The organism is Reichenbachiella ulvae (genome assembly GCF_025833875.1).
GTDB classification, from domain to species: domain Bacteria; phylum Bacteroidota; class Bacteroidia; order Cytophagales; family Cyclobacteriaceae; genus Reichenbachiella; species Reichenbachiella ulvae.
In genome coordinates, this window is record NZ_JAOYOD010000001.1 from 198367 (window position 1) to 211828 (window position 13462).

Sequence of the window (13462 nt, forward strand, 5' to 3'; positions counted from 1 at the left end):
GTTTAAATTAGTCCAATTCTGTTACCCAGGTGTCTTTAGAGCCACCCCCTTGTGAGGAGTTGACAATCAGGCTGCCTCTTTTCAGTGCTACTCGGGTCAAACCTCCTTTGAGCACATACTCATAGTCCTTGCCTAAAAGAGTGAAGGCTCTAAGATCGACATGTCGAGGTTCGAATTGGCTGGTATCATCTATGTAGGTCGAATGAGAAGACAGGTTCATGATCGGTTGAGCCACGTATTCGCGTGGTTCCTGTTTGATTTTCTGTTTCATCTCTTCGCATTCGGCTTTACTTGCACTGCTGCCCACAAAGATGCCGTACCCACCACTTTGATCAACAGGTTTTACGACTAATTTTTCAAGGTTATTTACCACGTGATCCATTTCTGATGGGATTTCACATTGGTATGTATGTACGTTTTGTAAGATAGGGTCCTCACCCAAATAGTATTTGACGATTTGTGGTATGTAGGAGTAGACGGCTTTGTCATCCGAGGCTCCTGTTCCTGGGGCATTGATTAGGCTGACATTGCCCTGGCGATATACATCCATGAGTCCGGGCACACCTAGCATCGAATCAGGATTGAATGCCAGAGGATCCAAAAAGTCATCGTCTATTCTTCTGTAGAGTACATCCAGTTTCTTTTGACCATAGATGGTTTTCATATAGAGGAAACCATTTTCAACAAAAAGGTCTCGCCCTTCTACTAATTCGAGTCCCATGCTCTGTGCCAGGAAACTATGCTCATAGTAGGCCGAGTTGTACATTCCGGGTGTCAATACGGCACATGTAGCCTCGTCTACACCATCTGGTGCTACAGAATGCAAACAGTTAGATAGCGCCTCAGGATAGTCGAATACAGTCCCGACTTTTAGTGCTTTGAATAGTTGAGATAAAGATTTCTTCAATGCGTCTCGGTTGCTCAGTACATAGCTGACACCAGATGGGCAGCGTACATTGTCTTCCAGGACATAAAAATTCCCATCACTATGCTTGATTAAATCTGTTCCGGAAATGTGATTGTATATGCCTCCAGGCGGTTCGAAATCCACCATGTATTTGTTGTAATTGACCGACGAAAAGATCAGTTCAGAGGGCACGATTTTGTCTTTGAGGATTTTCTTTTCGTTATAGATGTCCTTGAGGAAGAGGTTGATGGCGATGTTTCTCTGTATCAATCCTTTTTCCAATTCTTTCCATTCAGATCCAGTGATAATACGAGGCATCAAGTCAAAAGGGAAGATTCTTTCTGTCCCTTTAGGATTTTCCGCATAGGTGGCAAAAGTGATTCCCTGTAATAAAAAGGAAAGTTTTGTAGCCTCATTTACACGTTTGAAGTCGTCAGAACCATATTTATTGAAGTAATCGTAGAGGCGTTTATAAGGAGCTCGTATCTGTCCTTTATGGTCGAATACTTCATCTAAAAGATGGTCCTCTACCTGATATGATTTAAGAATCTGTGCATTCATAGGGTGTCGAGTGTTTGGTAAAGGGTAAATGCTGTCCTAACAAATGTAGTCTCATATTGACGGAATTAGGTCGAATAGTGATCCCTCTTATGACAGGTAATTGCATGATTTTCTTCATGATAATAAATATCATGACCAATCACAAGTGGCGTTTTTTCATATTAGCTAATCCGAAGTCCATTTGGAGTTGGTAAACCCGTTTCTAGTAATGTGACTTCACCATTAGAATTAACAGCGCCCAGAACCAGACATTCGCTCATGAAGTTGGCAATCTGTTTGGGTGGGAAATTGACAACCGCAATGACCTGTTTGCCTATTAAATCTGCCGGTTGATAGAGTTGGGTGATCTGGGCAGAACTCTTTTTCATTCCTAATTCACCAAAATCGATTTGAAGTTTATAAGCGGGTTTAATTGCTTCTTCGAAAGGGGTTACACTTTTGATAGTTCCTACCCGCATATCTACTTTTTGGAATTCCTTCCAACTCAATGTTTCCATTTGTTCGAACAAGTTGATTTGGTAGTAAAATAATAATCCCTGCTAAAAATGGCAGGGATTATTGATACTATATCTGTTTGGTACTAAGAATTGGTTATTTCTTCCAGACGTTCTTTGATATCCTCTTTCGTGTTTTCGAATTTATTCTCAATTTGATCGTAGGTTTCACTCACCTCCGATTTTACTTTCTTCCAATCTTTCTTTGTAGAACTTCTTACCTCTTTTAAAGCTTCTCCAACTTCTTCTTTACGATCTTCAAGATCAGACATGGTTTTTTCAAAGTTCCTTTCGATTGGACCTTCGTCGATGTTCATATTATCTTTTACTTCATCGATAGAATCATCAATATCTTCTTCTATCGATTCTAGTTTCTCTACCAGCTCCTCTTTTTGCTGCTCAAAGTCATCCGATAGCTTTTTTTCTTTCTCTTTCGTTTGAGTTGAGCATGCTGAAGAAATTAGAGCCAGTCCAACAATAAGTGATAAAATGGATAATTGATTCTTATATGTTTTCATAACTAACCGTTTTGATTTGATGACAATAGAGTCAAAAGCATGCCATAAGCTATAAAAGCAAATAGGACCGATTAGTTAAATCACTTTGATGCATGATGGCTACAAAGTGTAGAATAGTATCTACAAAAAGGAGGGCGCCACCGCTAGCTACCCTCCAGTCATAGAAAGAATTGATGTTCTCAAGTTTTATCTATTAGCTAATTTGAAAGTGATAGGTATGACCATTCTCACACTTACAGCTTTACCTCTTTGTCGGCCAGGTACCCAGTCTGGAGCTTCAGCTACGATTCTTGCGGCTTCTTCGTCACAGCCTGCACCTATTCCTTTTACCACAGTCACATCACTTATCTTACCTTGCTTGTTCACTACGAACTGAACGAACACTCTACCCTGGATGTCCATTCTACGAGCAGCGTCTGGGTATTTTACATTTTTACCCACGTATTCGTAAAATGCGGCCATTCCGCCTTTTGGTTCTGGTTTGTCCTCTACGATCAAGAATATCTCTTCAGCGGTTTCTTCTTCTACTGGATCGTCAAGGAAAAGTACTTCTTCAACTGCCATTTCTTCTGTGACTTCCACATCCATGTCAATATCGATTTCTTCAAGAATCACTTCGTCTGGCACTTCTACCACCACCGGTTGCTGGATGATGTTTTTTGGAGGAGGAGGAGGGGCTTGGAGCGTCTGAGGTATGTCTTGCAATTCGTCAAAATCGCTGGCATCCATGGTCAATTCAGTGACGATACCATCATCGATGGTTTTCCATTCAAATGCAGTAACTACCAAAAATAGGGCGATACTCAATCCAATGAAGAAAAACATGCTACTTTGATGTCTTAACTTTTCGGCTCTTTTGGCTTTCCAGTCCATGAGGTCATCATAGTCCTTTTGATTGAGAACGATTTGTTCTGTTTCTTGATTTGCAGTGTTGTCCTTTGCGCGATTGGCATTGGTATTCATCAATTCTTGTTTCCACTGCTGGGTTCTTTTTTTTGTTGTATTTGCAGCTTCCATGACTTTACGGTTTTTTAGTTGTTTTCTTTCTTTCTGATACCCTAAATTCATTCTTTTCCTGGGGCTTAGAAATGATGGATGCTGGCTCTAAATATGATTTGTATCAGCAACAAAAAAGGACTGGTTCATTTCCGTGAAATAGAGCCAATTTGACTCCAGTCACTGAAATAAACCAGTCCTGAAAATATTGCTGTTCTGTACTGTATTAAGCTACAGAAATCAATTCGATATCAAATATCAATGCGGCAAAAGGAGGGATGTCCTGACCCGCGCCGCGCTCGCCGTATGCCAGATCAAACGGGATATAAAGTTTCCATTTGTCACCCGGTACCATCAGCTGCAAGGCTTCCGTCCATCCTGCTATCACGCCATTTACTGGGAAAGTAGCTGGCTGACCTCTCTGAACAGAACTATCAAATACACGACCATCGATCAATTGACCCGTGTAGTGAGTAGTTACCTGACTAGATGCACTTGGTTTGGTGCCTGCCGCATCGCCAGATTCGATGATTTCGTATTGCAGTCCACTTGGTAGCGTAGTGATTTCATCTCTTTTGGCATTTTCTGCCAAAAACTTCTCACCTGCTTCTTTTACTTCTTTGTGAGCTCCTGCTTTGATCTCACCGATTCTTTTTTGAAGAACTTCATTGATTTCTTCCATTGACAATTCGCTCTGTCCGGCGAATGCATCAGAAAGTCCTCCAAGAAATGCATCAATTTCTAATGCCTCTCCGAAACCTTCATTTTTAAAATTTTGTCCTACACTTTGACCCAATCCGTAGCTAAACTTTTGGTCTTCGCTCTTTAATTCTGTTGCCATCTTATTTTTATTTAGCGTGCAAAGGTAGAAGAAATGACCGGGAAGCCATAAGTAGACTCTGGATATGCCGAAAACTTATTGTGAATGATGTGTGGGTCTAAACTGCTATTCTAGCATTTTTTGCAATTTGGTAATCTGCCATTTACGGTCTTATCGATTAAGGCTTAGCCCTCGAAGCGACCCGATTCGATTCTTTTGGCCTCATCTACAGGCTTGAGGTAGATGTAGGTCCAGCATTCCACTTTTTGTCCATCTAACTCGACTTCTACCAGTTCTCTGCTATAGTGATCACCTTCTGGACTCCCTGTGTTGGCCCCCTCGTATTCGTCCAGAGTCACAAATAGGTCTTCAATATCCCCATTGATCTGAAGTAACTCTCCATAAATCCTATCATTCTCGTCATTTGAATGAAGTAGACCGGGATAAAATTTGATGCGGTATAGGCGACCCTTGAAACTAGCTTCTCCTAAAACTTGGGACATGCCATGTAGTTTTTTTGCGAAGGGATTGTCATAGGGGCTCATCAAGGTGCCGTACACAAAAAGCTTTCGATTCATAAGATTAGAGTCAATGTTTTTAACAAATATGGACATAGATGAACGAGTCTTTCGATTTTTTCAAATGATTATTTTAGTTATTTTTGACCTTGTCCACCTCATAAAAGCAGCATTTGAGAGGTCATTTGAAAAGTTAATAATATGGAAGTAAGAGGATCAGTGTTGATTAGTATCGATGAGTTTGTGAAGCAGAGACATTCATCAGATTACAATTCGTGGAAGGGTAAATTGTCAAAAGAAACCCTGGAGCTGCTAAAAAATCCAGGCCCACAAAAGTGGTATCCTGTAGAAGATGGGGTGATAGATCCAACCAAGCAACTTTGTGAGATGTTTTACGAAGATGCCAAAAAAGGCGCGTGGGAATCTGGGCGATACAGCGCAGAGGCTGCCTTGAAAGGAATATATAAGGTGTTTGTTTTGGTGTCTACCCCAAGCTTTATGCTAAAAAGAGCCAGTCGAATCATGACTACCTTCTACTCACCGACCAATATCGAGGTGGTAGATACTACTGACAAGTCGATGTTGCTGCATCTGACTCAGCTACCTGTGAATAATGAATTGATCGAGCACCGAATCGGAGGGTGGATCGAAAAGGCCCTTGAAATTTGTGGCTGCAAAGGATTGAAGGTGAAAATTAAGTCTTCCCTATCCAAAGGAGATGATCGTACGACTTTTGATATTACCTGGGAATAACAACAAATTGGTTGAAAATGAAAGCCCCTCACAGATTTCTGTGAGGGGCTTTTTTGAATAAAGGCCTAAACCTTTAAATAATTATTTCTTAGTACCAGTAACCTTCAAAGTCATATTTAATGCTAAATCAAAGGTCACCGGAACCTCATCTATGGTTGCAGACACGTTGACCGTAGCTTCTGGGTTTCCTAACAAGTAATTTTCCCAAGATGTCAAAATAAGATTTGATACTAGTAAAAGTAGGTCGCTTGAACCATTCTCTAATATTGCACCATCAACAGTTACTCCTCCCATCTCTGCATTATCACCAAACCACACTTCTAGGCTCAAATTCTGAGGATCACCACTATAATTACTAACGGTATAAGTTAATTCTGAAATCTCAATTTTAGTGATTTCTAAACCTTCTACATCTGTAGAAAATGTTCTTTCTTCACTAAAAGTAGTTGGATCATTCGCAGTTAGATTTACCTCGAAAATCTCATTAACAGTCACATCTTGGTTAAGTTCTACCTTATCCAAAACATCTTCTAAGTCACAGCTAGTTAGTGCAGTCATGAATAAAACTGCTGCAATCATTAAATAATTAAATTTCATAAGTTTATCAGTTATTAATATTGATCACAAAGCAATTGTTTTTACTTTCCGAAATAAGAGGTTTAATCATTTTCTATTGCCTATTATTGTAAATTAGGAGTTTCCTATAATGGGTTTAGGAGAAAACACGATGCAAACTAAGCGCTACTACTATCTGATAAAAGTACAATATTTGGGGTTTCGGTATCATGGCTTTCAGAAGCAGCCAGATGTCAAAACTGTACAACTCATGATCGAGCGTACACTGAACTATGTGCTGGGGCACAAGGATCATAAAATCCTCCCGTCAGGTCGGACAGATGCCATGGTCTCTGCCAATGAGGCCTATATCGAACTTTTCATATTTGAAGAGTTGGATAAGGATGATTTTCTTATTCAACTCAACCGTAATTTGCCCGCTGATATCAGAGCGCTGAACATAGAGGAAGTGGATCAAAAATTCAACATCATTCAAAATCCGAAGAGCAAAGAGTATATATACCTGTTCTCTTTTGGAGAGAAGAATCATCCATTTTCAGCACCGTACATCTGTCATATTCATGGGGATTTGGATTTGGATCAGATGATCATAGCTGCCGGCAAATTTCAGGGTAGACACAATTTTCAGAACTACGTCTACCGACCTTCCGAGAGCCGGCAGTTCGAGCGCGAAATGGAGTTGAGTGAAATAGTGCCCAATACATTTTATACCGCTAGCTTTTTTCCTGATCAGAGCTATGCTTTTCGTATCAAGGGTCCGGGATTTATGCGTCATCAGGTTAGGTTGATGATCGGTACACTTATAGAATTGGGCAAAGGAAACATCAGTATGGAGGAATTCGATCAATCACTTCTTGAAAAAAGAGCAGAACCATTTACATACATTGCACCCGCCTCAGGGTTGATTTTGCATCAGATAGGCTTTTAATGCCTGCTGTGGTGGGGTAAATTTTACGGATTTTGTGCGATTCACCCGGTTGTTAATTGCAGTCATCCTGTTTTATTTGTGCTCAATCGATACATTATGAAGAGAATAGGAATTATTGGTTTAGTGCTTCTGTCCGTGGCTTGCAGTCAAAAAGAAGCAAAACAAGAGGTAGTTGAAGAAACAAAAGCAATTCCTGAATGGGAGGCTACTTTATTTTATGAAGATCAGAATCAATTGGGCGAAGGGGCTATTTGGAATCACGAGCGCTCCGAGTTATGGTCTATAGATATTGAGGGCAAGAAGTGGTTTCAGCTGGATGTGAGTAATAAATCTCAGATCGTTCATCAGTTGGATCAAAGGATAGGAACCATCGTGCCAAGTACCGATGGTCGTGCTGTAGTGGCTCTGCAAGATGGAATCTATTATTATGCTGTAGAAACGGGAGAATTGGAATTGATCGCCAGTCCTGAATCACACCTCGATAGCATTCGATTCAATGACGGCAAGTGTGATCCTTCGGGCAGACTTTGGGTGGGTTCTATGCATCTGAATCAAATCGCTGATGCTGCAGGGCTCTACAAAATTGCTGGTGATAAAACTGCGGAGCAAATGCTAGATAGCATCACTATTTCAAATGGTATTGTCTGGTCTTCTGAAAAGAAGACGATGTTTTATATCGATACGCCTGACGGTAAACTTCGTGTATTTGACTATGACGATGCAACAGGAACCATCTCTAATGAGCGCAGCATGATGGATTTCAAAGAATATGGTTTTCCTGATGGCAGCACGATAGATGCTGAGGATAATCTATGGGTATGTCTCTGGAATGGAAATGGAGTGTTGCGAATCGATACCGAAACTGGTGAGGTAACAGGCAGAGTGAATGTGCCTGCTCATAATATTACTTCTTGTGCTTTCGGAGGAGAAAATCTTGATTCACTTTTTATCACTTCAGCTAGGGTAGATATGAGTGAGGCTGAATTGGATTCTTTGCCTTTGGCAGGTAGCGTGTTTGTGGCTGTACCTGGAGTAAAGGGTGTGCAAGCCAGTTTCTTTGCCGCAGAATAACTTTGTTTGCATAGGGTAATTCTCCTCTGAGTTTTTAGATTTGAGATATGAAACATTTCGCAATCATTCTCGCTTTAATGGTGCTTTTTGCTTGTAGTAGTGACAAGAAAAAACAACAACAAAGTCCTGCAGAAGTGGCAGAAGCCAAAACAACCATGAGTCCGAAAATTCAAAAGGGACTAAGGGTGTATAAATCCAATTGCCTGGCTTGCCATCAAGCGGATGGATCCGGTATAGCACGGGTCAACCCTCCTTTGATAGGTACTAAATGGGTGCTTGGAGACAAGGAAACATTGATCGGTGTAGTTCTGAATGGATTGGAAGGAAAAATTGAAGTGGATAGCGTCAAATACAACAGTGTAATGAATTCCTTTTCCTATCTATCTGATGAGGAGGTGGCTGCCTTGCTGACCTATGTGAGACAGAGCTGGGGCAATGACGCTTCAGAGATCATGGCTCAAGACGTGGCAGCTGTTCGTAGCAAAGAGGATTAGTTCAATTAAGTAAGAAAAATCAAAGGCCCAGTTGGTGAAAGATACCAGCTGGGCTTTTTGGTTTCTGGAGATTGGGTCTGTACATTGTTTAGGATGAGAAAAAGCGCTAAACTTATGGAAACAACAACCCAATAGCATGATTGATACTAAATACCCTCATTTGTTTGAGCCATTGGATCTTGGCTTTACAACAATCAAAAACCGATCACTTATGGGCTCAATGCATACTGGGCTAGAAGAGACCAAAGGCGGTTTTGAACGAATGGCCGCTTTTTATGGTGAAAGAGCCAAAGGCGGTGTAGGGTTGATCGTAACTGGTGGAGTTGCTCCCAATAGACAGGGCTGGGTCGGTCCCTTTTCTGCCCGGATGACCAAAAGAAGACATGCCCGACAGCACCGAATCATCACAGATCGAGTTCATCAGGAAGGAGGAAAAATTGCTATGCAGATTTTACACTCGGGCCGCTATGGATATCACCCCCTCAATGTAGCGCCTTCGGCAATCAAATCTCCCATTTCTCCATTCAAGCCCTTTGAGTTAAGCAAGCGAGGGATTCGTGTCACGATCAAAGATTTTGCCCGCATTGCGAGATTGGCCAAAGAAGCCGGATATGATGGAGTAGAAGTCATGGGGTCCGAAGGCTACCTGATCAATCAATTTATCGTTAGTAAAACGAACAGAAGAATCGACGAGTGGGGGGGGAGTTATGAAAACAGAATCAAATTCCCGATAGAAATAGTCAAAGCAGTTCGGGAAGCGGTGGGGCCGGACTTTATCATTATTTACAGGTTGTCCATGCTTGATTTGGTCCCTGGTGGCAGTACCTGGCAGGAAGTGGTTCAACTGGCCAAAGAAATCGAAAAGGCAGGAGCTACGATTATCAATACAGGTATCGGTTGGCATGAGGCTCGAATCCCAACTATTGCTACTATGGTACCGCGTGGTGCTTTCAGCTGGGTCACTAAAAAAATGAAGGAGGAAGTCCAGATCCCTCTTGTTACTACCAACCGAATCAATATGCCTCAGGTTGCGGAAGATATCCTGGCTAATGGTGATGCAGATATGGTATCGATGGCTCGACCTTTTCTCGCAGACGCTGAACTAATGGCTAAGAGTCTCGAGGGCAGAGAGGATGAAATCAATACATGTATTGCTTGTAATCAGGCCTGTCTGGACCATGTGTTTAAGCGAAAGATTGCGAGTTGTTTGGTGAACCCAAGGGCCTGTCATGAAACTGAAATTGTGATAGATACGGTCACTGAAAGGAAAAATATTGCAGTGGTCGGAGCAGGGCCTGCGGGATTGGCTTTTGCTACTACGGCAGCTGAACGCGGGCATGCCGTCACACTTTTTGATGCTGCGAACGAAATCGGGGGGCAGTTCAATATCGCCAAAAAGATTCCGGGAAAGGAAGAGTTTTATGAGACGCTCCGATATTTTACTAGAAAACTGGAGTTGACAGGTGTTACCTTAAAACTAGGTCATAGGGTTGATTCTAACGACCTTAAGGGCTTTGACGAAATAGTGGTCGCAACTGGAATCCAACCTCGAAGGCCTCTGATACCAGGTGTCGATCATCCAAAGGTTTTGTCCTATTTGGATGTATTGAGAGATGAAATGGAAGTAGGAGAAAAGGTAGCGATCATAGGTGCAGGAGGGATTGGTTTTGACACTGCGGAGTATCTGACGGCAGGAGAAGTAGAGGTGAGTTTGGATACATTTGAATTCCTAAAAGAGTGGGGTGTGGACCCTACTAACGAAGTGCGTGGAGGTATAGAAGGAATTAAACCCAAAGCCCATGCGTCCAAAAGGAAGGTTTGGATGTTTCAGCGTAGCAAAGGGAAAATGGGAGCTAGACTAGGAAAGACAACTGGCTGGATTCATCGTTTGGCTCTAAAAAACAAAAAAGTAAAAATGATCACAGCGGTTACTTATGATAAGATTGATGATCAAGGTCTGCACTATACCAGAGATGGGAAAAGTCAGATGTTAGAGGTGGATCATATCGTTCTGTGCGCGGGCCAATTGTCAGAGGATTCTCTGTATGAACAGCTAAAAGAGAAAGGGGCAATTGTACATAAGGTAGGAGGAGCAGCGGAAGCGCTAGAATTGGATGCCAAACGCGCCATAGATCAAGCTACGCGTCTGGCAACCAAAGTGTGATTAGTTTTTTGCTTTTTTACCTGCAGTAGCCAGATGCTTGGACTTAACGACTCTTTTTGTGAGTTTCCCTGAGAATTTGCCTATAGCAGCCTCGATTTCACCTACTCTAAATTTATAGTCGTCCTGAAAAAGCATTTGTTCTGATCCCACGTCATACAAATCAGATTGTATTTCTACTATGTTGGAGCTTACTGCATCAAAGTAGTTACCATAAGCATAGGTTCCCCATGAATAGGTCCCTCTATTGGTGAATACCACTCCACTACTAGTTGCAGAAGGAGTCCCCGCACCAGTGTATTGTTCTTTTTGATTGTAAGAGTAGGCATTTTGTTTTTCCATATCAACAAGCTTTACTACTAGTACACCATCCGCACCATGTTCCTGACATACTGCCTTTGCATCTTCTTTAGTAATATGCTCTGCACCAGCTAGCCTGGTCGTGTGGCTAAGTACAGTCACTACACCATAATCTTTAAAATCGTATGCCAATTCTCGTTCAAGCGTACGGCGATTTTCAATGTTTCGAACCAAAACAATCACCAAAAGTTTGTCTACTTGCGTTTCTTTGGTAGGTTTTTTTAGGTTTTGGGCATTCAATTCGCCAACCAAACTTGTGGCTAGCAATGCGCATGTCAGACTTAACAGGAGAGTAATTCTTTGCATAAAATAAAAGTAATTTGAATTCAGCATCAATATTACTCATATATGCTCAGTTGGATAGGTTAGATAAAGAAAAATTGGCTTATTCGCTTTATTCTTTACTTACTGGTAGAGGTGCTTCGTTGATCTCGTAAAATGTTCCGGACTTATGATCAGGCTTCATGCTAAAGCGCATAGATTGATCATCTGAAAGATAAATGTAGTTGCCTTCATCATCGAGCTTGTCGAAATAGAACATCATAGGTTGTGCAAAAATCTGCATTTCGATTTCAAAAGTCCTGTGCATAGAATATACAATCGCTTCATAATCTCCCACCTTGTAATTCCCTTCGAAGAGTGATGAGCTCAATTCCTCTGGTGATTTTTCTGAATTCTTTTTTTGAGTACATCCTATTATCAGCAGAAGAAAGCTCAAGAGGAATAAACCGTGTTTTACAGTTGATGACATTTCGAATCTTTATTAAAAAGATCAATTTATTGATCCTAAGGAGGAAAGAGAAGCCAGACGGGTATTAATTTCTTTTAGACTGACAATTATCATAGGATAAAAAGCTTTATTTATCATCCATTCTAATAGCATGATGATAAAATGATAGATTCGTGCTGTTAAATTTTTGGGAACAATTTGGAGCAAATTCAGTTAATAGGGTTGTTCCTTTTGAGGTCAAAGTAATGAATGTTCACTTTTAGTTTTAAGATTTAATGAAAGAAGTATTTGCCGATATTGTAACAATAGGAGATGAAATCTTATATGGTCAAATTCTGGATACCAATTCTCAGTGGATAAGCCAGCAATTAGATGATCTGGGGATCAAGGTCAGAAGAAAATATTCGATTTCGGATAAAAGTGAACTAATAAAAGAGGCGGTAAAAGAATCATTGGAAAAGTGTCAGCTGGTCCTGATTACTGGCGGACTCGGTCCTACCAAAGATGATTTGACGAAGCATGCTCTGGCAGAATGCTTTGGTATGTCGCTTGAACTCAACCATAGTGCCTTGGAGGACGTGGAGGATATATTCAAAAGAATGGGGAAAGAGCTGACTGAAATCAATCGTCAACAGGCGTTTTTACCCAAAGGTTCTGTGAAAATCACCAACGAGCGAGGTACTGCCCCCGGCATGTGGTTTGATATTGATAAGAAAGTAGTGGTCTCTATGCCTGGCGTGCCTTTCGAAATGAAAGCCATGATGACCAAGACTGTACTGCCTAAGATCAAGCAAAAATTTACTTTACCAGTGATTCTGCATCAGGTCATTCGTACGATTGGTATCGGTGAGTCCTGGTTGTCAGAAAAGATAGCGAGGTGGGAAGATGCGCTCCCCAATCATTTGGCATTGGCTTATTTGCCAGGAAGAAATCAGGTGAGGTTAAGATTAACAGGAGTTGGTGACGATAGAGAGACGCTGAAAAGCGAAATGGATGAAGAAATTGCCAAGTTGCTCCCGACCATTCAGCAGTTTGTTTATGGTTTTGGTGATTTGGAGATAGAAGAGGCAGTGGGCGAATTGCTACGTACTAGAGAATTGACCATCGCTACTGCTGAGAGCTGCACGGGTGGCTTTCTTTCACATAAGTTGACCAGCATTTCTGGTAGTTCTGATTATTATTTGGGATCGGTGATAGCCTATCACAATTCAATCAAGCAGCAAGAACTAAAAGTCTCTCCAAAAACCCTGGAAAAACATGGAGCTGTGAGCGAGGAAGTGGCCAAGGAAATGGCAGAAGGTGTGCGAAAAAAATTAAAGGTTGACATAGGAATTTCCACTACGGGTATTGCGGGTCCTGATGGGGGCACAGAAGAAAAACCTGTGGGTACAGTTTGGATGGCAATATCATTTGGCGGCAAGCTCTATTCGCAGAAAATTCAATCACCCGGAACCCGACTTCTCAACATCGAATACAGTGCGATAAAAGCCCTGGATTTCATTCGTCAAACCTTGAACGAAGGGTGATTTTTAGTCGATTTTCGGCTATATTGCGGGTTGTAACCCAAAAATGAAA

15 protein-coding genes are annotated in these 13462 nt (G+C 41.5%); 6 read left to right on the forward strand and 9 right to left on the reverse strand.

The genetic code is table 11. The annotated features are described in order from the left end of the window. Nucleotides 1-7: 7 nt before the first annotated feature. The 6 genes from N7U62_RS00660 to N7U62_RS00685 form a co-directional block, all read right to left on the reverse strand. Nucleotides 8-1468 (reverse strand): circularly permuted type 2 ATP-grasp protein, encoded by a 1461-nt coding sequence (locus tag N7U62_RS00660; protein ID WP_264135942.1) that lies wholly within the window; start codon nucleotides 1466-1468, stop codon nucleotides 8-10. A 161-nt stretch (nucleotides 1469-1629) separates the two neighbouring features. Next, complete coding sequence (locus N7U62_RS00665; RefSeq protein ID WP_264135943.1) at nucleotides 1630-1965, reverse strand: tRNA-binding protein; 336 nt, start codon at nucleotides 1963-1965, stop codon at nucleotides 1630-1632. Nucleotides 1966-2048: 83 nt separating this feature from the next. Continuing rightward, the gene (locus tag N7U62_RS00670) at nucleotides 2049-2480 is read right to left on the reverse strand and encodes a hypothetical protein (protein WP_264135944.1); all 432 of its coding nucleotides are present in this window, start codon (nucleotides 2478-2480) and stop codon (nucleotides 2049-2051) included. A gap of 186 nt (nucleotides 2481-2666) precedes the next feature. Beyond that, nucleotides 2667-3497, reverse strand: a complete 831-nt coding sequence (locus N7U62_RS00675) for an energy transducer TonB (protein ID WP_318840599.1) — start codon at nucleotides 3495-3497, stop codon at nucleotides 2667-2669. A gap of 205 nt (nucleotides 3498-3702) precedes the next feature. After that, nucleotides 3703-4317: a BamJ family beta-barrel-assembly machinery protein gene (bamJ, locus tag N7U62_RS00680; RefSeq protein WP_264135945.1), complete on the reverse strand. Its 615-nt coding sequence runs from the start codon at nucleotides 4315-4317 to the stop codon at nucleotides 3703-3705. A gap of 164 nt (nucleotides 4318-4481) precedes the next feature. Next, nucleotides 4482-4874 carry a gamma-glutamylcyclotransferase family protein gene (locus N7U62_RS00685; RefSeq protein WP_264135946.1) on the reverse strand — a complete coding sequence of 131 codons (393 nt, stop codon included), beginning with the start codon at nucleotides 4872-4874 and terminating at the stop codon, nucleotides 4482-4484. Nucleotides 4875-5015: 141 nt separating this feature from the next. Here N7U62_RS00685 and N7U62_RS00690 point away from each other — a divergent pair, with 141 nt between their 5' ends. Continuing rightward, the gene (locus N7U62_RS00690) at nucleotides 5016-5567 is read left to right on the forward strand and encodes a hypothetical protein (RefSeq protein WP_264135947.1); all 552 of its coding nucleotides are present in this window, start codon (nucleotides 5016-5018) and stop codon (nucleotides 5565-5567) included. 81 nt (nucleotides 5568-5648) lie between these two features. Here the strand turns inward: N7U62_RS00690 and N7U62_RS00695 are convergent, their stop codons facing one another. Then, nucleotides 5649-6164, reverse strand: coding sequence for a hypothetical protein (locus N7U62_RS00695; RefSeq protein ID WP_264135948.1), 516 nt, complete (start codon nucleotides 6162-6164; stop codon nucleotides 5649-5651). 109 nt (nucleotides 6165-6273) lie between these two features. Between N7U62_RS00695 and truA the strand changes: the two genes are divergently transcribed. The 4 genes from truA (at nucleotide 6274) to N7U62_RS00715 (ending at nucleotide 10800) form a co-directional block, all read left to right on the forward strand. Next, nucleotides 6274-7071, forward strand: coding sequence for a tRNA pseudouridine(38-40) synthase TruA (truA, locus tag N7U62_RS00700; protein WP_264135949.1), 798 nt, complete (start codon nucleotides 6274-6276; stop codon nucleotides 7069-7071). Nucleotides 7072-7167: 96 nt separating this feature from the next. Next, nucleotides 7168-8142 carry an SMP-30/gluconolactonase/LRE family protein gene (locus tag N7U62_RS00705; RefSeq protein WP_264135950.1) on the forward strand — a complete coding sequence of 325 codons (975 nt, stop codon included), beginning with the start codon at nucleotides 7168-7170 and terminating at the stop codon, nucleotides 8140-8142. Between the two features lie 47 nt (nucleotides 8143-8189). Beyond that, entirely contained in the window at nucleotides 8190-8636 is a 447-nt protein-coding gene (locus N7U62_RS00710) for a c-type cytochrome (RefSeq protein ID WP_264135951.1), read from the forward strand. Between the two features lie 136 nt (nucleotides 8637-8772). Continuing rightward, on the forward strand, nucleotides 8773-10800 hold the full coding sequence (locus N7U62_RS00715; protein WP_264135952.1) for an NADPH-dependent 2,4-dienoyl-CoA reductase: 2028 nt from the start codon (nucleotides 8773-8775) through the stop codon (nucleotides 10798-10800). On the opposite strand, the gene N7U62_RS00720 is transcribed toward N7U62_RS00715, so the two are convergent. Then, nucleotides 10801-11463 (reverse strand): hypothetical protein, encoded by a 663-nt coding sequence (locus N7U62_RS00720; RefSeq protein ID WP_264135953.1) that lies wholly within the window; start codon nucleotides 11461-11463, stop codon nucleotides 10801-10803. A gap of 88 nt (nucleotides 11464-11551) precedes the next feature. Next, nucleotides 11552-11908: a hypothetical protein gene (locus N7U62_RS00725; RefSeq protein ID WP_264135954.1), complete on the reverse strand. Its 357-nt coding sequence runs from the start codon at nucleotides 11906-11908 to the stop codon at nucleotides 11552-11554. A 254-nt stretch (nucleotides 11909-12162) separates the two neighbouring features. Between N7U62_RS00725 and N7U62_RS00730 the strand changes: the two genes are divergently transcribed. Next, a complete protein-coding gene (locus tag N7U62_RS00730; RefSeq protein WP_264135955.1) occupies nucleotides 12163-13413 on the forward strand; it encodes a competence/damage-inducible protein A in 1251 nt (416 codons plus the stop codon). The last annotated feature ends 49 nt before the right edge of the window (nucleotides 13414-13462 follow it).